Origin of the sequence: Bradyrhizobium symbiodeficiens, from assembly GCF_002266465.3 — a bacterium.
Lineage (GTDB): Bacteria > Pseudomonadota > Alphaproteobacteria > Rhizobiales > Xanthobacteraceae > Bradyrhizobium > Bradyrhizobium symbiodeficiens.
Genome location: NZ_CP029427.2, coordinates 2,219,456 through 2,242,435, shown reverse-complemented (window position 1 = coordinate 2,242,435; position 22,980 = coordinate 2,219,456). Strand labels below are relative to the sequence as shown.

Sequence of the window (22,980 nt, the reverse complement as noted above, 5' to 3'; positions counted from 1 at the left end):
TCATGCCAACCACGCGACGACAATTTTTGAGCCTCGCCGGAGGCGTCACTGCCGCCGGGACTATCCCGATCGTCACCCTGCGTCCGCTTCAGGCAAATCCAGCGATGCTCAACACCGCGATCCGCAACGTCGTCGGCGAAGCGCCGGTTCGCACCGGCAAGGTGAAGCTCGACATTCCACCGCTGGTCGAGAACGGCAATACCGTGCCGATGACGGTAACCGTCGCAAGCCCGATGACGGCTGACGACCACGTCAAGAGCATCCACGTCTTCAATGAGAAGAACCCGCAGCCCAACATCGGCAATTTCTATCTCGGCCCCTCCTCCGGCCGGGCCCAGGTCGCGACACGAATCCGGCTCGCAGATACCCAGAGGGTGGTGGCGATCGCCCGCCTCTCCGACGACAGTTTTTGGCAGATCGCCGTCGATGTCGTCGTGACGATGGCCGCCTGCACCGAGGAGATGAACTGATGGCCGCGCTCATCAACGTTCCCGCCAAGGCCAGGCGCGGCGACGTCATCGAGATCCGCACGCTGACCTCGCACATCATGGAGACGGGCTTCCGCCACACCGCGGACGGCAAGCTGGTGCCGCGCGACATCATCACGAGCTTCACCTGCCGCTACAACGGCACCGAGATCTTCCGCGCCGATCTGTTTCCGGCGATCGCGGCCAATCCCTATCTGTCCTTCTTCACGGTCGCCAGGGAGAGTGGCCGGTTCGAGTTCGAATGGATCGGCGACAACGGCTATTCGTCAACCGCCTCGGCATCGATCACTGTCGAATGAGCGTTTGGCGCGCGATAGCAGCGGCGGCCTTGGTCGCCGCGGCCCCTGCCCTGCTAGCCGGTGAAATCCCGTCCGATGCGCGCCGCTCCGGATATTCCTTCATGGGTCCCGACACGCGCGCCATGCAGGATGACGACACCTCCAATCCCGGCATGCTGTTCGTGCTCGACGGCGAACAGCTATGGGGCAAGAAGACCGGCAGCGCGGAGAAGGCGTGCGCGGATTGCCATGGCGATGCGCGCAGCAACATGAAGGGCGTCGCGGCTCGCTATCCCGCCTTCGACAAGATGCTTGGCCGCCCTGTCACGCTCGACCAGCGCATCAATCTCTGCCGCGCCAATCATCAGCGGGCTGCGCCCCTGCCCTACGAGAGCCGCGACCTCCTGGCGCTGTCAGCCTTCGTCGCCCATCAATCGCGCGGTGTCGCGATCACCGCCGGCGACGATCCGCAGGCAAAACCCTTCGTGGAGCAGGGCCGGGAGCTCTTCGCGCAGCGCGAGGGCCAGCTCAACCTCGCCTGCACCAATTGCCACGATGACAATTTCGACAAGCACCTCGCGGGCGCGCCGATCACGCAAGGACAGCCGACCGGCTATCCGCTCTATCGCCTCGAATGGCAAACGCTGGGATCGCTGGAGCGGCGCTTACGCAGCTGCATGAGCGGCGTGCGCGCCCAGGCCTACGATTACGGCTCGCCCGAGCTGGTCGCGCTCGAGCTCTACCTGATGTCGCGGGCGCGCGGCCTGCCGATGGAGACGCCGGCGGTGCGGCCCTGAGACGAAAACGGCCGGCGACTGCCGGCCGCTTTACGGAAGTCCGCTCCGTGACCTACTCCGCCGGCGCGGCCGACATCTCCGGATGCGCGGCATAGTGTTCGCCGGCGCCGAGCTTGCTGGCCGCGAACAGGCCGGCGGCCATCGCAGCATAGGCCAGCGCCACCGCGGGCGTGACCCCGAAGCCGCCACCGATGCCTACGGCTTCACCATGCATGAAGCCGAAGTAGGTAAGCACGGCACCGACCAGCGCGAAGGCCGATGCCTTCTCGAAATCTCGCTCGATGATGAAGACGCCGATCGCACCCAGGATGAGGCCGCCGAGGATGGAGCCGCCGCCCATCACTTCGAGGCCGTGATAGAACACGCCCTGCTGCGGCAGCGCGGCGATCGCGGCAGCCTTCACGGCGTCGGCCTTGTCGGCGGCCATGCCGCCGACGGTGGCCGCCGCATTCATGGTCGAGCCAAGCATGGTGTCGATCTGCAGCTTGGCCCAGGCAGCCAGATGCGGCGTCAGCGCCAGCACGATCGCGGGCGCGTGCTTCACCGGCGTGGTCTGGAACGCCTGCGCGCCGATCAGCATGCCGATATAGAGCAGGATCGGCGAGATCGCGACCACGGGCACGAGTGCCAGCAGCACCGAGATGATGCCGAACCAGGCCAGCACGATCACCATGAGCCCAGTTGCGGCGGAGTAACCGATGCGGCCGCCCATCGCCTTCCAGCCGGGATGGCCGATATAGACGGCGTTGATGAAGGGATTGCCCATCAGGCAGCCGATCAGGCTGACGACGCCGTCGGCCGTGAGCACCCGCGTGGTCGGATATTCGTCGCCGGCCGCTTCCGCGCTCTCGACATTGTCCATGGCTTCGACGAGATCGTAGATGCCGAACGGAATGGCGGTGACCAGGATGATGCCGAGGAATTCGAAGCCTGAGAATACGTAGCCCACGGCGGGAATCGGCACCGAGAAGCCGAAATTGGCGAAGGCATCGCCGACGCCCTTCACGCTCAGGCCGCCGAGACCGAGCCCGAACAGGTTCGAACCCCAGGCAATGATCATGCCGACCGCGATCGCGACGAGGCCCGCGGGAATGCCACGCCAGTATTTCACGCCGCCGAACCAGCTCACCAGGATGATGGCGAAGCAGACCAGACCGATCTGCGGCGTCATGTACATCTCCAGCGCCGGTCGCATCGAGATGAAGGTGACGGAGACGCCGGCAAGCGTGCCGAGCAGTGCCGCACGCGGCGTGATCTTGCGGATGAACGGCGCAATGAAGCCGCCGATCATGAGAATGAAGCTCTGGAAGAACACCCAGACGAGGCCGGCCGACCAGCCCTTGAGCGGGTCACCGGTCTTGATCGTGATCGGCAGCATGATCACGAAGGTGACGATGAACATGTGCGGTACGCTGACGCCCGAGGGCAGAGCGCAGACGTCGTTGCGGCCGGTCTTCTGCGCCAGACGATAGGCAAGGTAGGCATAGTAGAAGGTCGAGAGGCACATCATCAGCCCGAGCGCGGGCAGGATGCGGCCGAACACGAGACTGTCAGGCATCTTCAAGACGAAGCGCAACAGGCCCGTGAGCACCAGCATGTTGACGAGGATGTTGGTGCCGAAGCCGAAGAACGCGTTCCAGTCGCCCGATGTCCATAGTACCGGCTTGAACTCGGACTTGTTCAGTTCAGACTTGCCGGCTGTCCCCGTCAACGTGCTCATGACAATACCCCTATGTGGTCAAAACCTTCATTGCCTCCAGGACCGCAGCTGAGCTCGCGACCCAGCCGAAGATGCCGCCCTGGGCCTTGATCATCTTCAGGCCCATCTCGTGAAACTCGGGAAAGTAGGACGCGCAGCCGTCCGACATGACGACGCAGCGGTAGCCGCGGTCATTGGCTTCGCGCACCGTGGTGTTGACGCACACCTCGGTCGTGACGCCGCACACCAGCAGGTTCTCGATGCCGTATTTCTCCAGCACGTCCGTAAGCTCGGTGGCGTAGAACGCGCCCTTGCCGGGCTTGTCGATCACGATCTCGCTGTCGAGCGGATAGAGCTCGGGAATGATATCGTGGCCGGCCTCGCCGCGGATGAGGATGCGGCCCATCGGGCCGGGATCGCCGATGCGAAGGCTCGGCGCGCCGCGCTCGACTTTGGCCGGCGGCGCATCGGAGAGGTCGGGCAGATGGCCCTCGCGCGTATGGATCACCAGCATGCCGGTGTCGCGCGCCGCCGTCAGCACCGCGCTGATCGGCTTCACCGCGCGCGCAAGCTGGCTGACGTCGTTGCCGAGCGTCTCGCCGAAGCCGCCGGGCTCCATGAAGTCGCGCTGCATGTCGATGATGAGAAGCGCGGTGCTCGGCCAGTCGAGCTTGATCGGCTCGGGCTCGGCGCTGATGACGCCCAGTGTCGGCTTGCTCGAGTTCAGCATGACGCTAGCCCCTCGCGAGAACTCTCTTTGCCGGAGTTCTGCAAGCGCCGTGCCATTGTGTACAATTGCGGTGCCGGGCAAGACGCGAAAGAAATCGCAGTATGCTCAGGAGGTTAGGAAGAAAACCGACGCCTGCTTATTCCCTGTGCGACGACTTTGCGAAGTGCATTTGCTTAAAGGATGAGCGCTCTCCATCGTCGTTTCGGGGCGACGCGCAAGCGTCGAACCCGGAATCCATCGGGCGACCAAACATGCAGTGAAATGGCTTCCGGGCTCCCGCTACGCGCGCCCCGGAATGACGAAGGTAGCGTTAGCGAGTCGCTCCATACAGCCGCCGATACTCCTGCTCGTAGGGTGCATAGGAGTCTTTGAGCGTGGCCATGTTCAGCAGCATGGTCGCCACCACAACACCCGCCTTGTCGAACACACGCGTCCTGGCCCAGGCGCTTTCGGTGCGGCGGCTGCCCGAGAGCGCGACCACTTCGCGCTCGACCTCGTAGTCCTCATCGACGAAGAGCGGGCCCTTGATCAGCCGGATCTCCTGATCGGCAAACAAGCCGACGGCCGGCCCCTTGGCCGGCAGTGGATCATCCTTCGAGCGGTACTGGAACAGCACGCTCAGCATCTCCATCGGGATGATGGCCCTGCCCCACGGATTGTCGGCGCTGGAATAGAATGGCGAGTTTTCGGTGATGACGGCGAGCTTCTGCCGCAGCGAGAAAGGATAAAGGTCGCCCATGGTCTGATCGAACGCCATGCGGACGGTCTGCCGCTTGCCGGTCTGCGCCACCTTGACGTCGCACAGGATCACAGGATCGGCCAGCGGCTTGAGCTCGGCGAGGCGGGCCTCCAGCGCAGTCGCTGCATGCGGTTCGCCTACGGAGGCCGTGCCGCGCAGCACCTCGGTGCCTTCACGCTTGACCATCTGGATCTGGCACTGGCTTGTCCCGGGCAGTGGCTTCGACAGGATCGCCTGCACCTCCTCGCCTTCGTAGCAGACGCTGCGATAATGCGCGGACAGGCAGCCGGTCTCGAACCAGGCATGACCCCACAGACGCGCGCCGAGCGGGGCGAACTGGCTGAAATGCGTCGGGCCTTCGATGGTGCCGCCCTTGAAGCCGAGCTTCTGCGCGGTGGCGTCGTCGTGAATGGACGCGTGCGCGTCGTAGGTTTGCGCCTGCAGCATCTGACGCGGTTGGCGCCACGGCCCGATCAGGGCCTCGGCCGTTTCCGTGATCTCGGTCTCGAATGCATTTGCAGCCATGATGTTCTCCGCTAGCAAGCCATGACTAGCAGGAGCGCCACGGATGCGGCCAGCGATATTGACTTCGCCGGCCCATGCTCTTGACTGTGCTCTTCCGCTTCGCAAAGCCGTAAGCCTCCTGCGGCGCAAAATCCCTCGCCGGACCAGGACAACAAGGATCCCCGAAATGACGCTGTTGCAGGTCGAGCTGGACGATAAATACCGGCTCGAATCGAAGCGGATCTTCCTGTCCGGCACACAGGCCCTGGTCCGCTTGCCGATGTTGCAGCGCGAACGCGACCGGCTCCAGGGGCTCAACACCGGCGGCTTCATCTCGGGCTATCGCGGTTCCCCGCTCGGCATGTACGACCACGCGTTGTGGCGCGCGAAGTCGCACCTCCAGCAGCACGACATCGCCTTCGTCCCCGGCTTGAACGAGGATCTGGCGGCCACCGCGGTCTGGGGCAGCCAGCAGGTCGGCCTATTCCCCGGCGCCAAGGTCGATGGCGTGTTCGGCATCTGGTACGGCAAAGGCCCCGGCGTCGACCGCTCCGTCGATGCGCTCAAGCATGCCAATGCGGCCGGTACCTCGCTCAACGGCGGCGTGCTCGCACTCGCCGGTGACGACCACGGCTGCCAGTCCTCGACGCTGGCGCATCAGAGCGAGCAGGTGTTCGCGGCGGCGCTGATCCCGGTGATCAATCCGGCGACGCTGCAGGACTATCTCGATCTCGGGCTTTACGGCTTTGCGCTGTCGCGCTTCTCCGGCTGCTGGGTCGGCTTCAAGGCGATCAGCGAGACCGTGGAAAGCTCGGCCTCGATCGACAGCGATCCTGAGCGCATCAAGATCGTGCTGCCCGACGATTTCGAGATGCCGCCCGGCGGCCTCAACATCCGCTGGCCTGATCCGCCGCTGGACGCCGAGAGGCGCCTGTTCGGGCCGAAGATGGCCGCCGTGCAGGCCTTCGCCCGCGCCAACCAGCTCGACCGCATCGTGCTCGATTCAAAGCCGGCGCGGCTCGGCATCGTCGCCACCGGCAAGGCCTATCTCGACCTCCGCCAGGCGCTCGCCGATCTCGGAATCACCGACAAGGACGCGCAGGAACTGGGCCTGCGCATCTACAAGGTCGCGCTGACCTGGCCGCTGGAGGAAAGCGGCGCCAAGCGCTTCGCCGAAGGCCTGCAGGACGTGCTCGTGGTCGAGGAGAAGCGCGGCTTCATCGAAGACCAGCTGATGCGCATCCTCTACAACATCGATGCGTCGAAACGCCCGACCGTCACCGGCAAGCGCGACGAGCGCGGCGCGCCGCTGCTGCCGAGCGAGGGCGAGCTGACGCCGACCATCGTCGCCGGCGCGCTGGTTGCGCGCTTGCGCAAGCTCGGCCATCACAGCCCCGTGCTGGAGCAACGCCTCGCGCGGCTGGAGGCCTTCGACAATCCGGTCACCACCGGCACTCAGATCAAGCTCGCGCGCACGCCGTTCTTCTGCTCGGGCTGTCCGCACAACACCTCGACGCGCGTCCCCGAGGGCAGCCGCGCCATGGCCGGCATCGGCTGCCACGGCATGGCGCTGAGCATGCCGACCCGCCGCACAGATTTGATCTCGCATATGGGCGCGGAGGGCGTGAACTGGATCGGCCAGTCACCCTTCACCACTGAGAAGCACATCTTCCAGAACCTCGGCGACGGCACCTACACCCATTCGGGTCTTCTTGCCCTCCGCGCCGCATCCGCTGCCGGCATCAACATCACCTACAAGATCCTCTACAACGACGCCGTCGCGATGACCGGCGGGCAGCCGGCGGAAGGCGCCTTCAACGTCGCGCAGATCGCGCATCAGGTCTGGGCCGAGGGCGTCAAGCGCCTCGCAATCGTCTCGGACGATCCGAGCAAGTACCCGCAAGGAAACTACTTCCCGCAAGGCGCGACCATCCATCACCGTCGCGAGCTCGATGCCGTGCAGCGCGAGCTGCGTGACGTCGAGGGCCTCTCGGTCATCGTCTATGACCAGACTTGCGCCGCGGAAAAGCGCCGCCGCCGCAAGCGCGGGCTCTATCCCGATCCCGCGAAACGCGCCTTCATCAACGAGCTGGTCTGCGAAGGCTGTGGCGATTGCTCGCAGGCCTCCAACTGCGTCTCGGTGCAGCCGCTGGAGACCGAGTTCGGCCGCAAGCGCCAGATCGACCAGTCGAACTGCAACAAGGACTTCTCCTGCGTCGAGGGTTTCTGCCCGAGTTTCGTGACCGTGCACGGCGGTTCGCTCAAGCGGATGAAGACCTCGGCAGTCGATTCCGGCCAGCTGTTCGCCGATTTGCCGCTGCCGCCCGCACGCGAGCTGGACGCGCCCTACAACATCCTCGTCACCGGTATCGGCGGCACCGGCGTCATCACCATCGGCGCCCTGCTCGGCATGGCCGCACATGTCGACGGCCGCGGCTGCTCGGCGCTCGACTTCACCGGCCTGTCGCAGAAGAACGGCGCGGTGATGAGCCATGTCCGCATCGCCCCGAAGCCGGAGGACATCTCCGCGGTCCGCATCACCACCGGCGGCGCCGACGTCATCCTCGGCTGCGACATGATCGTCTCGGCAGGTCCCTCTGCGCTCAGCCGCGCCGAGCGCGGCGTGACGAGGGCCTATGTCAACGCCGACCTGCAGCCGACCGCGAGCTTCGTGCAAAACCCCGATCTCGATTTCGAGATGGGCACGATGCAGACCGTGCTGCGCGACGCCATCGGCGACAACAACCTCGACATCATCGACGCGACAGGTATTGCCTCCGCGCTGATGGGCGACAGCATTGCGACCAATCCCTTCATGCTCGGCTTCGCCTTCCAGAAGGAGGCGATCCCGCTGTCGCTCGAAGCGCTGCTGCGCGCCATCGAGATCAATGGTGCCGCGATCGAGATGAACAAGCTCGCCTTCAGCTGGGGCCGCCTGGCCGCCCACGACATGTCGCGGGTGCGCAGCGTGCTCCAGTTCAAGAGCCGCGCGTCCGCTCCGACCAAATCCCTCGACGACATCATCGCGACCCGCGCCGAGTTTTTGACGGGCTATCAGGACAAGGCCTATGCCGACCGCTATCTCGCGGCAATTGCCAAGGTGCGGAAGGCGGAGAGCGCGGTCTCGCCGGCCTCTACCGAGCTGACCGAAGCGGTCGCGAAAAACCTGTTCAAGCTGATGTCCTACAAGGACGAGTACGAGGTTGCCCGGCTCTATACCGATGGCAGCTTTGCCAAGAAGGTGTCAGAGAAATTCGACGGCGACTTCACGCTGAAATACCACCTCGCTCCGCCGATCTTCGCGAAGCGCGACAAGACTACCGGACATCTCCAGAAGAAGGAATTCGGCGGCTGGATGCTCCACGCCTTCCGTGTTCTCGCCAGGCTTAAATTCCTGCGCGGCGGCACGTTCGATCCGTTCGGCCGCACCGAGGAGCGCCGGACAGAGCGCAAACTGGTTGCGGATTATCTGGCGATGATCGACCAGCGGATGGCCGGGCTGAAGGCAGAGCAGATCCCGCTGCTGGCAAGGCTCGCGAGGGTGCCCGAGACCATCCGAGGTTTCGGTCACGTCAAGGAAGCCAACGTCAAGCTCGCGGCGGCCGAGACGGCGCGGCTGGAAGCGGAGTTGGAGAACAGCCGCTTTGCCGCAGCGGCGGAGTAGCGGCGATAAGCTCAGACGACACGCTCCCCACACATTCGGCGTCATCGTCCAGCTTGACCGGAAGATCCAGTACTCCGAGACGGCGGTGAGATACTGACAAGCCGCGGCGTACTGGATGCCCCGCTTTGGCGGAGCATGACAGGGGAGAGGATGGTCAGCCGGAGGCTGACACGCAGGAAACCGGCGCGACCACACCGCCCTCCGCCAGATGCCGCCCCGCGATATACCCGAATGTCAGCGCGGGCCCGAGCGCGATCCCCGGCGCCGGATAATTCCCATTCATGATCGAGCCCATGTCGTTGCCGCAGGCGTAGAGGCCCGCGATCGGCGTGCCGTCCTCGCGCAGCACGCGGGCCTGCGCGTCGACCTTTAAGCCGATCGCCGTACTGAGATCGGCCGGATAGATGCGTAACGCGAAGAACGGCGCGCGCTCGATCGGCGCAACGCAAGGGTTGGGCTTGTGCCCGATATCGCCCAGATGCCGCTGATAGATCGTGCTGCCGCGGCCGAATTCACCATCGCGGCCCTCCTTCGCGCCTTCGTTGTAGCTCGCAAGAGTCGCCGTCAGCGCAGAGGGCTTGGCGCCGATCTTCGTCGCCAGCTGCGCGATATCGGGCGCCTCGATCAACTCGCCGCTCGCCACGTAGCGCCGATAATTTCGCGTGAACGGCTTGATGCGGCCGAGGCCGTAAGCCCACAGGAACCGGCGGTCGCAGAGCAAATAGAACGGCCGGTCCGGCTTACCTTTGCTCTCGCGCAGCATCGCCAGCACAAATTCGTGGTGGGACGCCGCCTCGTTGACGAAACGCCGGCCTTCTGGGTTGATCGCGATCACACCGGGCTTGGCGCAATCGGCCGTGTGCGGGAACACGCCGCGGCTGCCGTCGGCGCGGCGGAACAGCGAAGCCGGCACCCAACAGGCCGGGCTGGTCGCGTCCGTGTTGAGCGCGGCACCCGCCGTCGCCGCGAGCCGAAGCCCGTCGCCGGTGCTGAAAGGGTTGGCCACCGAGACAAGTCCGGCCGCCGCCGGGAAGAAGCGCTTGCGCAACACATTGTCGTGCGAGAAGCCGCCGGTCGCCAGCACCACGCCGCGGCGCGCTGCGATCGGCCGGTCGCGCGAGCCATGGCGGATGACCACGCCGCCGACGCGATCGCCCTGCATCGAGAGGTCTTCGACGTCGGCGTCGAAGAGAAATTCGACCTGCTGCGCCAGCAGCGAAGCATAGAGCCGCGCCGCAAGTGCGTTGCCGAGATACAGCGACGTTCCCCGCGGACTGCGCAGCCGCTGCAGCGCATATCGAGAGACCAGCCGTGCCGCGCGCAAGGTCGAACGCAGCGACTTTCCAACGCTGCGCAAATGCGCAACGTCGCGAGGATCGACCATCATCCCGCCGAACAGCGTGAACTCCGGCAGCGGTGGCCGCAATCGCGCAAAAGCTTCGCCCAGCCGCCTGCCATCGAAGCCGACCGGCGCCAGCACGCGGCCGCCAGCCTTTGCGCCCAGCCGCTCCGGATGACAATCCGGACAGGCCTTCACCGGCTGAAGGCGAACTTCCGTATTGGCTTCGAGCCAGGCGATCGCCTCGGGCCCGCGCGCGAGGAAGGCGGCGCGCAGGCCGGCATTGGCGGGCTCGGGCACCGTGCCCGACAGATATTGGACGGCATCCGCGACGCTGTCGGAGAGCCCAGCCTCCTTCATCCTGGCATTCGCGGGAATCCAGACCATCCCGCCGGACCAAGCCGCGGTGCCGCCGACGAACGCAGTCTTCTCGATCACCAGCACGCGCAGGCCCTGCGCCGCGGCCACGGCCGCGGCTGTCATGCCGCCGGCACCGGCGCCGATGACGACGACATCGTAGATCTCATTCGCCGGCATCATGCGGCAGGTGTCCGGAGGCGAGGCATGCCTAAGTCATACCTCGCCCCGCCCATCGAACGCTAGCGGGCGGGCTTCCGCTCGATCGGATCGATGTCGATCGCCCGCAGGCGGCCGAGCCGCAGCACGTCCATGGCGAGCCGCCGGCCGATGCGGTCGCGATCGAGCACGCGGATCAGATCGTCCACGCCGTTGATGTCGACCCCGTCGAGCTTGATCACGACGTCACCGGGCAACAGGCCGGCCTTCGCCGCCGGACCATCCGGCTCGATCTGCGCGAGCAGCGCGCCCATCTTGTTTTCGATGCCGGCCAGCACCGCGTGCCGCCGTGGAACCGGCGAGGTCTGCCCGGCGACGCCGATATAGGCGCGGCGGACATAGCCGTGACGGATGATCTCCGACAGCACGAATTGCGCGGTGTTGCTGGCGACCGCGAAGCAGATGCCCTGCGCGCCGTTGATGATGGCGGTGTTGATGCCGATCACCTCGGCATTCGACGACAGCAGCGGGCCGCCGGAATTGCCGGGGTTGAGCGCGGCATCGGTCTGGATCACATCCTCGATGGTACGTCCGCTGACCGAGCGGATCGAACGGCCGAGCGCCGAGACCACGCCGGCGGTCACGGTGGATTCGAAGCCGAGCGGATTGCCGATCGCGATCACGAGCTGGCCGCGGCGCAAGGTCTTGGAATTGCCGAGCGCGGCATAAGGCAAATGGCGCGCGCCGTTGGCCCGCAGCAGCGCCAGATCCGTATCAGGGTCGACGCCGAGCACCTGGGCATCGCCGACATGGCCCTCGACGTCGCGCAGCCGGATCTCCTTCGAGGTGCCGACCACGTGGCTGTTGGTGAGGACGAGGCCATCGGGCGAGATCACGATGCCCGAGCCGAGCCCGCCGCGCTCGCGTCTATCAGGCCCTTTCGGCCCGGTCTCGACCCGCACGACCGCGGGGCCGACCCGGTCGGTCACGTCGATCACGGCATTGGAATAGGCGTCCAGCAACGCCCGGTCATCGGCCGGGGCAGACGCTGTGGTTCGCGATGACGAGGCGTCATCGACGATATCTGAAGTGAAATCCAGCATGGCAAGAGTCCTTGGAGGCTCACACAAATGGTGGCCTTCTCACTGCCGCGCAAGGTGCCCGCCCCGGAGCGCAGGGCTGGACTACCCGGATGGCTAGGGGATTTGCCTCAGCGCGCCGCCCCTCGCCTTGACCGGATCGAGCAGCGACCAGTCGCCGTCCGGCAGCACATGCCCCTTGGGGAACGGCGCGCGCAGCTCGATCCCCAGCGAGCGCAGCACGCGGTCGTCGCGGTAGTAGCATTGCAGCACGACACGGACGAGCGTCGCGGCAGCGACGCCGCCGGCCTCGCGAAACTCCTGCGCCACCGCATCGCGTCTCGCGACATCGAGCTCGGCGAGCGGCTGACTTGCCAGCCGCGCCAGATGGTCCAGCGCCGCCGCGACCAATTTGGTGTCGCGCCCGAGCGTTGCCAGCATGTCGGCCTGGATCGCGGGGTCGTCGGCGCCGGGCACCTTGTACTCGTCGCTGGCAGGAACGATCATCGCGGCGATGGTGCGGAGGTCGTCGCGCTGGATGCGCGTGAGATTGTCTGCGGACATGGCGGCCTCAATCGAACAAATTGGCAAGGCGCTGCTTCATCTGGTCGGCGATGTAGAGCGCGAGGGCCTGGATGGTGGAGGTCGGGTTCACACCGCCCGAGGTGACGAAGATGCTGCCGTCGACGATGAAGAGGTTCTTCACGTCGTGCGTGCGACCCCATTCGTTGACCACGGAGCGTTCGGGGTCGGTGCCCATCCGCGCGGTGCCGAGCAGGTGCCAGCCGCCCCATGGGATCGGCGAGTTGACGCAGATGTCGGTCGCCCCGGCGGTCTCCAGAATTTCGCGGCCTCGCGCCAGCGCATAGTCCATCATCTTCTGGCTATTCTCGCTGATCGTGTAGCTGATCTTTGGCGCGGGTATGCCGTGGCTGTCCTTCAGCACGGGGTCCAGCGTAACGCGATTATGCTCCTCCGGCAGATCCTCGCAGATCGCGGAAAATCCAAGCCGATGCCCGTTAAGCTTGCGGAAGACGCGGTGGTGATCCTCGCCCCAGGGCAAAATGCCCCTTTGCTCGCTGACGACCGCCTCGAACACCGGCCCAGCGCCGCGCACGAACTGCACGCCGTAGCCGCGCACGAAGCCGCGCGACAGGTCGGTGTCGTACCACTGCTTGCTCCACAGGCAGGTCGGCGGCGCGCGGTTAGAGTCAGTCGGCTCTTTCACATAGCCGTAGATCTGCGCATAGGGATGGAACATCAAATTCTTGCCGACGAGGCCGGACGAATTGGCAAGACCGTTCGGAAAGCGCGGCGACGCCGAGTTCAGCAAGAGCCTTGGCGTGCCGACGCCATTGCAGGCAATGATGACGACATGCGCCGGCTGGAACTGCTCGACGCCGTCCTTGTCGTAATAGACCACGCCCGAGGCCATGCCGTTCTCGTCGGTGGTGATCTCGCGCACCCGGCAATGAGTGCGCAGCTCGACGCCGGCGCGGATCGCCTGCGGCCAATAGGTAATGTCGGTGGAGGACTTTGCGCCTTGCGCGCAGGCCGGCGTGCAATGGCCGAGATTGATGCAGCGGGCGCGGCCCTCGTAGTCCATCGTTGCGACCGTCGTGTCCGACGGCCACCAGTGCCAGCCGAGCTTGTTCATGGCCTTGCCGATGATGGCACCGGACAATCCCATCGGCTGCTGCGGCATCGGCGGGTGCGTCAACGGCGAGAGCGGATCGCCTGACAAGCCGGACGTGCCCATGATCCGGTCGTTCTCTTCGAAGAACGGGGTCAGTGCGTCGTAGTCGATCGGCCAGTCGTCGGCGACGCCGTCGAGCGTCCTCACCTTGAAATCGGAGGGATGCAGCCGTGGCCAGTGCGCGGTGTACATCACCGTGGAGCCGCCGACCGCATTGTAGTTCACGACCTTGATCGGCGAATTGTCGTCGTTGACAGGATAGTCCTCGGGACGGCCGCGCACGTTCGGGCTCGACGACCACTCGCCGTAGAACTTCGCCTCCCAGTCGCGGCCGGCGCTGGGATATTCCGCCGGGTTCATCCAGCCGCCCTGCTCCAGGCAGAGAATGTGCATCTTGGTCTCGGCCAGCGACCACGCCACCGCCGCGCCCGAAGCGCCGGCGCCGATGATCAGGACGTCCACGGGGTCTTTCATCGCAATCTTTTCCTCCCGCCCTCGCCGCTTCCCGGGCGATTCGGCCTGCACGGTCGGCAAGGCCTGCGAACGATAGGGTCAGAGCGGGCGGGGAGTAAAGCCGCGGAGCCGGAATGTCGCACTTCGCAGGGTGCAGACCATTGGTATCGCCACATCCGGATGCTAGGAACGAGGTGCACGAGCCATCGATAGCGAGATCGTATGTCCTTCCGAAATGTCTTTGCCGCCGCCCGCGCTTTTGCGCTCATTTTGTTTTTCGCCTTGTCCGGGTTTCTGGCGTCTTCCGAGCCGGCGTCCGCGCTGACCGCCGCCGCGACAGTCCGGGACGGCAACGCCATCCAGCTTGGCGACGTCACCTATCGGCTCGACGGCGTCGACGCGCCCGAGCTTGACCAGGTTTGCATCGACGATCACGCCGATCCCTGGACCTGCGGTATCGAGGCCCGCGACCAGCTCGCGAAGCTGATCAACAAGCGCTCCGTGCGTTGCGACGATGTCGGGCCGGAGAAGAGTTTTGGCAAGCGACACCGGGCGATCTGCACGGCCGAGGGCGACAAGGCGACCTTGAACGAGCAACTGGTCAAGCTCGGCTTTGCCATCGCCCGCGAGCCGATCAAGGCGAACGTCAAGCCGGCGGCGGGCGAAGCCAAGACGGCCTCGGCCGGAATCTGGAAGGGTTGCTTTGTTGCACCGCAAGACTTTCGCGCCGGCAAGAAGGACGGTACGCTGCTCGGCGCCGCCTGCCGCCCGGACCGCGACAAGGAAATTCGTGCCGTGCTGTTCCCGGAGGACCTGACGATGCCGCCGAGTTGCAGCATCAAGGGCAAGCTCGCGGTGCGCGCCCGCGTCACCGGCAATATCGGCATTTATCATTTGCGGGGCTGCCCGAGCTACCCGGCGACCACCAAGCCGGACCGCTGGTTCTGTTCGGAGGACGACGCCCAGGCGGCCGGCTTCCGCAAGGCCTACAATTGCCGCCGGCCGAAATGAGCAAAGTCGTTCACGCAGCCGGGAGTGGTAGTCCGGGTCCGTATTGATCCGGAATTGAACTTCATCGGGAGTTGCCGCATTTCTATGCGTACGCAAGCGCTTGCGCGGGCGTTTCCTTGGCAGCAATCCGGCTTCGGCCCGATTGCCTCGCTTGGGCGTTTCCTCCCTAGACTTGGGCCGCTTGTCATCACAAGCGGCTCTTCTTTTTTGGGCGGCTCCGTCACTGCATCCGCATGATCTGGTCCATCGGCGGCATGTTCGCGTTCAGATGCGCCATGATCCAGACCGTGCCGCCCACGACCAGGAAGACCACCAGCAGTCCGAAGGCCAGCGCCAGCACGTTGTTGGTGTTGTCGGGGCCGGTCGTGATGTGCAGGAAGAACACCAGATGCACCCCCATCTGCGCGATCGCCAGCACGATCAACGCCACCGGGATGGAGGGCTGCCAGACCAGATCGGTGCCGGCGATGAAGAACGACGTCGCCGTCAGCAGCAGCGCGAGCGCGAGCCCGACGACGTAGCCGAGGATCCGGGTGCCGACGCTGTGTTGCTCTTCCTCGCCCGGCGCGAGGTCATGGTCGGTCCGCGCGTGGCTCTGATCGCTCATGCGGCGCTCCCAAGCAAATAGACGACGGAGAACACCCCGACCCAGACGATGTCGAGCGCGTGCCAGAACAGCGCGAAGCACATCATCCGGCGCAGGACGTCGGCGCGAAAGCCCTTCGCGAACACCTGGGCCATCATGGTCAGCAGCCACAGCACGCCGGCCGAAACATGCAGGCCGTGGCAGCCGACCAGCGAGAAGAACGCGGTCAGGAAAGCGCTGCGCGAGGGACCATAGCCCCGCGCGACGAGGTCGGCGAACTCGCGGAACTCGATGACGAGGAAGATCAGCCCGAGCACGCAGGTCACGGTCATGCCGAGGTAGAACCAGAACCGGTTGCGCACATCGGCAGCAATGCTGGCCATGCCGCAGGTGAAGCTCGACAACAGCAGGCAGACCGTCTCGATCGCGACGTTCCCCTGCTCGAATATCTCCGAGCCCTTCGGGCCGCCGGCAGTCTGACCAGACAGCACCGCATAGGCCGCAAAAAAGCAGGAGAACATCACGATGTCCGAGAGCAGGAAGATCCAGAAGCCATAGGCGGTCACGATCCGCTTCGAAGCGGGTCCGGGATGCTCGATGACGACCCCGATGTGATGGGGATCGGCGTGCGCGTGGCCTGCGGCCGCGGTCATCGCCATCAGACTGCTCCCGCCATGCTGACGAGGTTCCGCCGCTCCTCGAGATTGACGCGGTCGATCGCCGCGACCTCCCCCGCGGGAATGACGTATTCGTCGTGGTCGCGCCAGGCGAACACGACGAAGGTCGCCCACGCGCCCAAGCCGCCCAGAATCACCATCCACCAGATGTGCCAGATCAGCGCAAAGCCCATGATGGTGGCGAAGAACGCGCAGACGAATCCGGTCGGGGAATTCCGGGGCATCTCGATGTCCTGATATTCCGGCCTGTCGCGTTCGAGCGATTGCTGCTGAGCGCGGGCCTTCATGTCCCAATAGGCGTCCTCGCCGCGGACGTCGGGACTGAAGGCGAAATTGAATACCGGCGGCGGTGACGAGGTCGCCCATTCCAGCGAACGGCCGTCCCAGGGATCGCCGGTACGGTCGCGCAGCGCCTCGCGGTTGCGGATGCTGACCACGATCTGGACGATCTGGCAGATCACCCCGATCGTCAGCACGGCCATGCCGATGGCTGCAACGATCATCCAGGGCCGCCAAGCCGCGACGTCGTAATGCTGCATGCGCCGGGTCATGCCGAGCATGCCAGCAATGTAGAGCGGGACGAAGGTGATGAAGAAGCCGAGGAAAGTGAACCAGAACGCCAGCTTGCCCCAGCGTTCGTCGAGGCGGAAGCCAAATGCCTTGGGAAACCAATATTCGAAGCCGGCGAAGGCGCCGAACAGCACGCCGCCGATGATGACGTTGTGGAAGTGCGCCACCAGGAACATGCTGTTGTGGAGCATGAAGTCGGCCGGCGGCACCGCGAGCAGGACACCGGTCAATCCACCGACGATGAAGGTGACCATGAAGCCGACCGCCCACAGCATCGGCGTCGCGAAGCGGATGCGGCCGCCATACATCGTAAACAGCCAATTGTAGATCTTCACGCCCGTCGGTACCGCGATGATCATGCTGGCGATGCCGAAGATGGCGTTGACGTCGGGCCCCGCCCCCATCGTGAAGAAATGGTGCAGCCAGACCATGAAGGAGATGACGCAGATTGCCATGGTCGCGAGCACCATGGAGCGATAGCCGAACAGCGCCTTGCCGGAGAAGGTCGACACCACCTCGGAGAAGATGCCGAAGGCCGGCAGCACTAGGATGTAGACCTCCGGATGCCCCCAGGCCCAGATCAAATTCATGAACATCATGACGTTGCCGCCGGCCTCGTTGGTGAAGAAATGGAAGCCGAGGTAACGGTCGAGCAGCAGCATCGCGAGCGTGGCGGTGAGGATCGGGAAGGCCGCGACGATGAGGAGGTTGGAAGCCAGCGTGGTCCAGCAGAACATCGGCATGCGCAGATAGTTCATGCCCTTGGTGCGCAGCTTCAGGACCGTGGTGACGAGATTGATGCCGGCCACCAGCGTGCCGACGCCGGAGATCTGGAGCGACCAGGCATAATAGTCGACGCCGACGCCCGGCGAGTAGGACAGCTCCGATAGTGGCGGAAAGGCGAGCCATCCGGTGCGCGCGAACTCGCCGACCACGAGCGAGAGATTGACCAGCAACGCGCCGGTCGCGGTCAGCCAGAACCCGACCGAATTGAGCGTCGGGAACGCGACGTCGCGCACGCCGAGCTGTAGCGGCACGATCAGGTTCATCAACCCGATCACGAACGGCATCGCCACGAAGAAGATCATGATGGTGCCGTGCGCCGAGAATATCTGGTTGTAGTGCTCGGGCGGCAGATAGCCCTGCGACTGGTAGGCGACCGCCTGCTGGATCCTCATCATGATGGCATCGCTGCCGCCGCGCAGCAGCATCACCGAGGCCAGCAGGATATACATGACGCCGATCCGCTTGTGATCGACGCTGGTGATCCATTCGCTCCAGAGATAGGGCAGATGCCCCTTCACCACGACCCAGGTCAGCACGCCCAGGATCGCGACCAGCACGATCCCGCCTGCGATGAGCGGTATAGGCTGATCGAACGGAATGGCCGACCAATCGAGCTTACCGAGCATCGTGCCCTCCACTGTGCGGACGTCCGGCATCGGAGATCAGCTCCGGCCCCGGCCCCGGCGGAATGTGCTGGTTTGCGATCAGGTCGAACAGCCTGGGGTCTTCGAGACGGTAGGTCGGCTTGCCCTTCTCGATGCCCTGCTGCATTAGCTTCCTGTAGCTGTCCTGGTTCAGCACGGTGTCGGACTTCGCCGTGGCCGCCACCCAATCCGGAAAGGCGAGCGGCGAGATGACGTTCACGTCGAACATCATGTCCGGAAAACCGTCGCCGGAAAAATGCGCCGACAATCCCTTGAGCTTGCCTTCATTGTCGGCGCGCAGGTTCAGCTTCGTCACCATGCCGTTCATGGTGTAGATCATGCTGCCGAGCTGCGGAATGAAGAACGTGTTCATCACGCTCGACGACGTCAGCTGAAAGTTCAGCTCGGCCCCGGCCGGCACCGTCAGCGTGTTGACGGTGGCGATGCGCTGGTCCGGATAAATGAAGAGCCATTTCCAGTCGAGCGAGACGGCCTGGATCCGCACCGGGCTGCCGGTGCCCGGCACGGGCGCCGCGGGATCGAGCCGATGCGAACCGATCCAGGCGACCCCTCCGAGCAGAATGACGGTGAGCGCGGGGATTGCCCACACCACCATCTCGACGCGGCCGGAATAGACGAAGTCAGGCTGGTAGCGCGCTTTTGAGTTCGAGGCGCGAAACCAGAATGCAAAGCCGAGGATCGCGAAAATGGTCGGCACCACGATCACGAGCATGATGAAGACGGAATCGACCAGAATGGTGCTGTTGCCCGCGGCCACGGGCCCTTGTGGGTCGAGCAGATTCATCGGCAAGCCACTGGCGGTTGGGAAGCCCCGGGACGCAGCCTAGCGCGGGAAAGGCTTCGCAACAAACGCTGCCACCTCGGAACGGTTCCTGAGCCGCAAGGGCCAGCCATGCGCGTTTGACCAGCCGCAACAATGCAATTCCATGCGATGTCAATGACATGAACGCAGAAGCAACGCCCTTCTCTCCGGTCGGGACGATTTGCTAATCTGCACGAAAATAATGAGAACTACCGGAAAAGGGAGTAAACCGAGATGCGCTTGAAGGACAAGGTCGCCATCGTCGTCGGAGCCGGGCAAAGCCCCGGCGAAGGCATGGGCAACGGCCGCGCCACCGCGCTGACCTTCGCGCGCGAAGGCGCAAAGGTCCTGTGCGTCGATCAACATCTGGAATCGGCGCAGGAAACGGTTGCGATGATCGCGGCGAAGCAGGGCACCGCGGCAGCCTTCAAGGCCGACGTCACGAAGTCGGCCGACATCAAGGCGATGGTCAAGGACGCCCAGTCGCGCTGGGGCCGGATCGACGTGCTGCACAACAATGTCGGCGTCAGTCTGTCCGGCGGCGATGCCGAGCTGCTTCAAATCACCGAGGAGGCGTTCGACCGCGTCGTCGCGATCAACCTGAAGAGCTGCATTCTCGCGGCGAAAGAAGTGATCCCGATCATGCGCGCGCAAGGCAGCGGCGCCATCATCAACATCTCCTCGATGGCGGCGATCACGACCTATCCTTACGTCGCTTACAAGGCGACGAAGTCGGCGATGATCGCCTTCACCGAACAGCTCGCCTACCAGAACGCCGAATACGGCATCCGTGCCAACGTCATCCTGCCCGGCCTGATGAACACGCCGATGGCCGTCGACACCCGCGCCCGCGAATGGCACAAGACCCGCGCCGAGGTCGAAGCCGAACGCGACAGCAAGGTGCCGCTGCGCAAGAAGATGGGCACCGGCTGGGACGTCGCGAACGCCGCGCTGTTCCTGGCATCCGACGAGGCGAACTTCATCACCGGCGTGACCCTGCCGGTGGATGGCGGGGCGAGCGTGAGACGGGGGTAGCGGACTTCCTCACCCTTCTGGAGGGGGAAGTCAACGCATGCTAGTCACCCGCCAGATCGTGCCGTTGCCATCCTCCGACACCAGCAGCGATCCATCCTTTGCGACGGCGACGCCAACCGGTCTGCCCCACACTTCCGTGTCGCTGACGACAAAGCCCGTGACGAAATCCTCGTATTCGCCGGTCGGCTTGCCGTCCTTCATGCGGATGCGGATCACCTTGTAGCCGGTGCGCTTCGAGCGATTCCATGAGCCGTGCTCGGCGGCGAAGGCATCGCCCTGGTACTCGGACGGAAACTGCGTGCCCTGGTAGAAGGCCATGCCGAGCGAGGCCGAGTGCGGCTGCACCAGCACATCGGGCACCGTCACCTTGTCCTTGATATCGGGCCGCGCGCCGGCATGGCGCGGATCTTCGTTGGCGCCGATATAGAACCAGGGCCAGCCGTAGAACGCGCCTTCCCTCACGCTGGTCACGTAGTCGGGCACGAGATCATCGCCCAGGCCGTCGCGCTCGTTGGTCGAGCACCAGGGCAGCCCCGTCTGCGGCTGGATCGCAAGGCCGACGCAATTGCGGATGCCGGTGGCGTAGATCTTCCGCTCCTTGCCGTCCGGGTTGAAAGCCAGCACGGCCGCGCGCTCGGTCTCGCTCGCCCAGGCCGCACCGAGCGGCTGCGATTTCGACCACGCCTCCATCCCGCCCGGCGGCGTGCCCAAACCTTCCGCGACGTTGCTGAGCGAGCCGACGGAGACGAGCATGCGCTTGTTGTCGGGCGTGAAGACGATGTCGCGGGTGGAATGGCCGCCGTCATGCGGCAGGCTCGGCACGATCGTCTCGGCCTTGCTGCGCGCCTTGAGATCGCCGGCCTGATAGGGAAAGCGAACGACGCTGTGGGTGTTGGCGACGTAGACCCATTGCGGATTGTCGCCGTTCGGGAAGAAGGCGATGCCGAATGGCTGCCTCAGTCCGCTGGCGAACACCTCATTGGTCGCGACCTTGCCGCCTTCGCCGGCACGCAACACGCGGATGGTGCCGCCCCGCGTCTCCGCGACGAAGACATCGCCGTTCGGCGCCACCCTGATGATGCGCGGTGCGCGCAGACCTTCGGCAAACAGCTCGACCTTGAATCCCGCCGGCACCTGGAGCGCGGCCTCCGGCGGACGCGGCACCACGCGCGACGAGCTCGCAACCGATCGCGTCGCACCGGGCCTGACCAGATCCTGCGGCCGGATCAGCCTGATCGTGCCCGGCTTGTCGGCCTGCCAATCGCCATAAGCGTCCTTGCCCTGCAACACCGGCTCGGCCTGCGCACCGGTCGCAACCAGCAGCCCCGCGGATATCGCGACAGACAAAATCCTTCTCTTCAAATGGTCCTCCCGGCCTGCAATCTCGAACATCGACACCACCGCGGCAGGTCGAAGCGCTGCCGCATCCCACGTCAACCGATGCCCGCACGATGTGCATCGGTTGCAACCCATCGTACTGGAAAACACCGCGGATAGGTGCGACACATTGTAAGGGCGGGGGTTGCGGTCATCATAGCTGCGGCATCGCTGTCGCATTTGACGGGATGATCATGTGGGGATCCATCATATCGGAATGGGTGAGCCTGCTGCTGCGCTGGCTCCACGTGGTGGCGGCGATCGCCTGGATCGGCAGTTCCTTCTACTTCATCGCCCTCGACCTCAGCCTCAAATCCAGGAGTGACCTGCCCGATGGCGTGCAGGGCGAGGCCTGGCAGGTCCATGGCGGCGGCTTCTACCGGATCATGAAATATCTGGTAGCCCCCTCCCAGATGCCTGACGAGCTCACCTGGTTCAAATGGGAAGCCTACACCACCTGGCTGTCCGGCTTCGCGCTGATGGTGGTGGTCTATTATCTCGAGGCCGATTTGTTCCTGGTCGACAAGTCGATCCTCGACCTCACGCCACTCCAGGCCGGGCTGTTCAGCTTTTGCAGCCTCGCGCTGGCGTGGCTGCTCTATGAAGCCGCCTGCCGTTCCGGACTTGCACAGCGCGAATTGCGCTTCGCCATCGGCGGCTATCTGTTCCTGGTCGCGCTGACCTATGCCTTCACCCATGTGCTGAGCGGCCGTGGCGCCTTCAACCAGATCGGCGCGATCATCGGCACCATCATGGTGGCGAATGTCTTTGCGCTGATCATCCCGAACCAGAAGAAGATCGTGGCCAGCCTGATCGCGGGACAGGCGCCGGATCCGAAGCTCGGCAAGGCCAGCAAGGAGCGCTCGGTTCACAACAACTATCTGACGCTTCCCGTGGTCGTGCTGATGATCAGCAACCACTATCCCCTGCTCTACGCCACGCGCTTCAACTGGATCATCGTCGCCATCATCCTGGCGCTGGGTCCCGTGATCCGCCACTTCTTCAACGAGCGCCACGCGGGGCGCAAATCGCCCTGGTGGGTGTGGGGCGTTGCGGCAATCGGCGTGATTGCGATCCTCTTCCTTTCCGCGGCCGGCCCGCGCGAGGTGAAGACGGGCGCGTTATCGGCGCCGCCGACCCTTGCTGCCGTCGAGGAGATCGTGACGTCCCGTTGCAGCATGTGCCACGCCACCGAGCCGGTCTGGGCCGGCATCGTGACCGCGCCGAAGGGCATCCTGCTCGATGCGCCCGAGCACATCCATCGCAACATCCGCCTGATCGGCCGCGTCGCGGCCTGGTCCGATGCGATGCCGCCGGGCAACATCACCGAGATGACCAGCGAGGAGCGCGCGATCCTTGCCGCCTATCTCGATCAGGCCCGCTGATGCTGCCGCGCGTCGGCGGATCATTTCGCGGAATGAAATTCCGTATCTCGCATCGAATTGAAAATGACTTGGCCGCCTATCCGGCGTAGACAGGACCGGCCGCC

19 protein-coding genes are annotated in these 22,980 nt (G+C 64.8%); 7 read left to right on the top strand and 12 right to left on the bottom strand.

The window, feature by feature from the left end; all coding sequences use genetic code 11:
- The first annotated feature begins 2 nt into the window (after positions 1–2).
- From CIT39_RS10270 to soxA, 3 genes are read left to right on the top strand one after another with little or no spacing between them, the layout of a single operon-like run.
- Positions 3–470: a SoxY-related AACIE arm protein gene (locus CIT39_RS10270; RefSeq protein ID WP_094975457.1), complete on the top strand. Its 468-nt coding sequence runs from the start codon at positions 3–5 to the stop codon at positions 468–470.
- Complete coding sequence (gene soxZ / locus CIT39_RS10265) at positions 470–787, top strand: thiosulfate oxidation carrier complex protein SoxZ (RefSeq protein ID WP_094975458.1); 318 nt, start codon at positions 470–472, stop codon at positions 785–787. The genes CIT39_RS10270 and soxZ overlap by 1 nt, the downstream gene beginning before the upstream one ends.
- Positions 784–1,563, top strand: a complete 780-nt coding sequence (gene soxA, locus CIT39_RS10260) for a sulfur oxidation c-type cytochrome SoxA (RefSeq protein WP_162308435.1) — start codon at positions 784–786, stop codon at positions 1,561–1,563. Before soxZ ends, soxA begins: the two co-directional genes overlap by 4 nt.
- 52 nt (positions 1,564–1,615) lie before the next feature.
- Here soxA and CIT39_RS10255 read toward each other — a convergent pair whose 3' ends face one another.
- The 3 genes from CIT39_RS10255 to CIT39_RS10245 all read right to left on the bottom strand — a co-directional run bounded on the left by CIT39_RS10255 (position 1,616) and on the right by CIT39_RS10245 (position 5,256).
- Positions 1,616–3,283 carry a regulator gene (locus CIT39_RS10255; protein WP_094975460.1) on the bottom strand — a complete coding sequence of 556 codons (1,668 nt, stop codon included), beginning with the start codon at positions 3,281–3,283 and terminating at the stop codon, positions 1,616–1,618.
- A 10-nt stretch (positions 3,284–3,293) separates the two neighbouring features.
- Entirely contained in the window at positions 3,294–3,992 is a 699-nt protein-coding gene (locus CIT39_RS10250) for a cysteine hydrolase family protein (protein ID WP_094975461.1), read from the bottom strand.
- A gap of 310 nt (positions 3,993–4,302) precedes the next feature.
- A complete protein-coding gene (locus CIT39_RS10245) occupies positions 4,303–5,256 on the bottom strand; it encodes a hypothetical protein (protein ID WP_094975462.1) in 954 nt (317 codons plus the stop codon).
- A 166-nt stretch (positions 5,257–5,422) separates the two neighbouring features.
- Here CIT39_RS10245 and CIT39_RS10240 point away from each other — a divergent pair, with 166 nt between their 5' ends.
- Positions 5,423–8,899 (top strand): indolepyruvate ferredoxin oxidoreductase family protein, encoded by a 3,477-nt coding sequence (locus tag CIT39_RS10240; RefSeq protein ID WP_094975463.1) that lies wholly within the window; start codon positions 5,423–5,425, stop codon positions 8,897–8,899.
- Positions 8,900–9,053: 154 nt separating this feature from the next.
- Here the strand turns inward: CIT39_RS10240 and CIT39_RS10235 are convergent, their stop codons facing one another.
- The 4 genes from CIT39_RS10235 to CIT39_RS10220 form a co-directional block, all read right to left on the bottom strand.
- Complete coding sequence (locus CIT39_RS10235) at positions 9,054–10,778, bottom strand: FAD-dependent oxidoreductase (protein WP_094975464.1); 1,725 nt, start codon at positions 10,776–10,778, stop codon at positions 9,054–9,056.
- Positions 10,779–10,837: 59 nt separating this feature from the next.
- A complete protein-coding gene (locus CIT39_RS10230; protein WP_094975465.1) occupies positions 10,838–11,857 on the bottom strand; it encodes a S1C family serine protease in 1,020 nt (339 codons plus the stop codon).
- Between the two features lie 93 nt (positions 11,858–11,950).
- On the bottom strand, positions 11,951–12,397 hold the full coding sequence (locus tag CIT39_RS10225; RefSeq protein ID WP_094975466.1) for a hypothetical protein: 447 nt from the start codon (positions 12,395–12,397) through the stop codon (positions 11,951–11,953).
- 7 nt (positions 12,398–12,404) lie between these two features.
- Positions 12,405–14,003, bottom strand: coding sequence for a GMC family oxidoreductase (locus tag CIT39_RS10220; protein ID WP_094975467.1), 1,599 nt, complete (start codon positions 14,001–14,003; stop codon positions 12,405–12,407).
- A 201-nt stretch (positions 14,004–14,204) separates the two neighbouring features.
- Between CIT39_RS10220 and CIT39_RS10215 the strand changes: the two genes are divergently transcribed.
- The gene (locus tag CIT39_RS10215; RefSeq protein WP_094975468.1) at positions 14,205–14,993 is read left to right on the top strand and encodes a thermonuclease family protein; all 789 of its coding nucleotides are present in this window, start codon (positions 14,205–14,207) and stop codon (positions 14,991–14,993) included.
- Positions 14,994–15,213: 220 nt separating this feature from the next.
- Here the strand turns inward: CIT39_RS10215 and cyoD are convergent, their stop codons facing one another.
- The 4 genes from cyoD to CIT39_RS10195 are packed head-to-tail and all read right to left on the bottom strand — an operon-like array spanning position 15,214 to position 19,061.
- Complete coding sequence (gene cyoD, locus CIT39_RS10210; RefSeq protein ID WP_094975469.1) at positions 15,214–15,600, bottom strand: cytochrome o ubiquinol oxidase subunit IV; 387 nt, start codon at positions 15,598–15,600, stop codon at positions 15,214–15,216.
- Positions 15,597–16,238 (bottom strand): cytochrome (ubi)quinol oxidase subunit III, encoded by a 642-nt coding sequence (locus CIT39_RS10205; protein ID WP_094975470.1) that lies wholly within the window; start codon positions 16,236–16,238, stop codon positions 15,597–15,599. The genes cyoD and CIT39_RS10205 overlap by 4 nt, the downstream gene beginning before the upstream one ends.
- Positions 16,238–18,238: a cytochrome o ubiquinol oxidase subunit I gene (cyoB, locus tag CIT39_RS10200; RefSeq protein ID WP_094975845.1), complete on the bottom strand. Its 2,001-nt coding sequence runs from the start codon at positions 18,236–18,238 to the stop codon at positions 16,238–16,240. The genes CIT39_RS10205 and cyoB overlap by 1 nt, the downstream gene beginning before the upstream one ends.
- Positions 18,228–19,061 carry a cytochrome ubiquinol oxidase subunit II family protein gene (locus CIT39_RS10195; protein WP_094975471.1) on the bottom strand — a complete coding sequence of 278 codons (834 nt, stop codon included), beginning with the start codon at positions 19,059–19,061 and terminating at the stop codon, positions 18,228–18,230. The genes cyoB and CIT39_RS10195 overlap by 11 nt, the downstream gene beginning before the upstream one ends.
- 252 nt (positions 19,062–19,313) lie before the next feature.
- Here CIT39_RS10195 and CIT39_RS10190 point away from each other — a divergent pair, with 252 nt between their 5' ends.
- Positions 19,314–20,114 carry an SDR family NAD(P)-dependent oxidoreductase gene (locus CIT39_RS10190; RefSeq protein ID WP_094975472.1) on the top strand — a complete coding sequence of 267 codons (801 nt, stop codon included), beginning with the start codon at positions 19,314–19,316 and terminating at the stop codon, positions 20,112–20,114.
- 30 nt (positions 20,115–20,144) lie between these two features.
- On the opposite strand, the gene CIT39_RS10185 is transcribed toward CIT39_RS10190, so the two are convergent.
- Positions 20,145–21,476 carry a PQQ-dependent sugar dehydrogenase gene (locus CIT39_RS10185; RefSeq protein WP_094975846.1) on the bottom strand — a complete coding sequence of 444 codons (1,332 nt, stop codon included), beginning with the start codon at positions 21,474–21,476 and terminating at the stop codon, positions 20,145–20,147.
- Between the two features lie 209 nt (positions 21,477–21,685).
- Between CIT39_RS10185 and CIT39_RS10180 the strand changes: the two genes are divergently transcribed.
- On the top strand, positions 21,686–22,876 hold the full coding sequence (locus CIT39_RS10180) for a urate hydroxylase PuuD (RefSeq protein WP_162308434.1): 1,191 nt from the start codon (positions 21,686–21,688) through the stop codon (positions 22,874–22,876).
- Positions 22,877–22,980: the final 104 nt, after the last annotated feature.

Coding starts and splice junctions, on each gene's coding strand:
- CIT39_RS10270 (WP_094975457.1), top strand. CDS start 3: ATGCCAACCACGCGACGACAATTTTTGAGCCTCGCCGGAGGCGTCACT.
- soxZ (WP_094975458.1), top strand. CDS start 470: ATGGCCGCGCTCATCAACGTTCCCGCCAAGGCCAGGCGCGGCGACGTC.
- soxA (WP_162308435.1), top strand. CDS start 784: ATGAGCGTTTGGCGCGCGATAGCAGCGGCGGCCTTGGTCGCCGCGGCC.
- CIT39_RS10255 (WP_094975460.1), bottom strand. CDS start 3,283: ATGAGCACGTTGACGGGGACAGCCGGCAAGTCTGAACTGAACAAGTCC.
- CIT39_RS10250 (WP_094975461.1), bottom strand. CDS start 3,992: ATGCTGAACTCGAGCAAGCCGACACTGGGCGTCATCAGCGCCGAGCCC.
- CIT39_RS10245 (WP_094975462.1), bottom strand. CDS start 5,256: ATGGCTGCAAATGCATTCGAGACCGAGATCACGGAAACGGCCGAGGCC.
- CIT39_RS10240 (WP_094975463.1), top strand. CDS start 5,423: ATGACGCTGTTGCAGGTCGAGCTGGACGATAAATACCGGCTCGAATCG.
- CIT39_RS10235 (WP_094975464.1), bottom strand. CDS start 10,778: ATGATGCCGGCGAATGAGATCTACGATGTCGTCGTCATCGGCGCCGGT.
- CIT39_RS10230 (WP_094975465.1), bottom strand. CDS start 11,857: ATGCTGGATTTCACTTCAGATATCGTCGATGACGCCTCGTCATCGCGA.
- CIT39_RS10225 (WP_094975466.1), bottom strand. CDS start 12,397: ATGTCCGCAGACAATCTCACGCGCATCCAGCGCGACGACCTCCGCACC.
- CIT39_RS10220 (WP_094975467.1), bottom strand. CDS start 14,003: ATGAAAGACCCCGTGGACGTCCTGATCATCGGCGCCGGCGCTTCGGGC.
- CIT39_RS10215 (WP_094975468.1), top strand. CDS start 14,205: ATGTCCTTCCGAAATGTCTTTGCCGCCGCCCGCGCTTTTGCGCTCATT.
- cyoD (WP_094975469.1), bottom strand. CDS start 15,600: ATGAGCGATCAGAGCCACGCGCGGACCGACCATGACCTCGCGCCGGGC.
- CIT39_RS10205 (WP_094975470.1), bottom strand. CDS start 16,238: ATGGCGATGACCGCGGCCGCAGGCCACGCGCACGCCGATCCCCATCAC.
- cyoB (WP_094975845.1), bottom strand. CDS start 18,238: ATGCTCGGTAAGCTCGATTGGTCGGCCATTCCGTTCGATCAGCCTATA.
- CIT39_RS10195 (WP_094975471.1), bottom strand. CDS start 19,061: ATGAATCTGCTCGACCCACAAGGGCCCGTGGCCGCGGGCAACAGCACC.
- CIT39_RS10190 (WP_094975472.1), top strand. CDS start 19,314: ATGCGCTTGAAGGACAAGGTCGCCATCGTCGTCGGAGCCGGGCAAAGC.
- CIT39_RS10180 (WP_162308434.1), top strand. CDS start 21,686: ATGTGGGGATCCATCATATCGGAATGGGTGAGCCTGCTGCTGCGCTGG.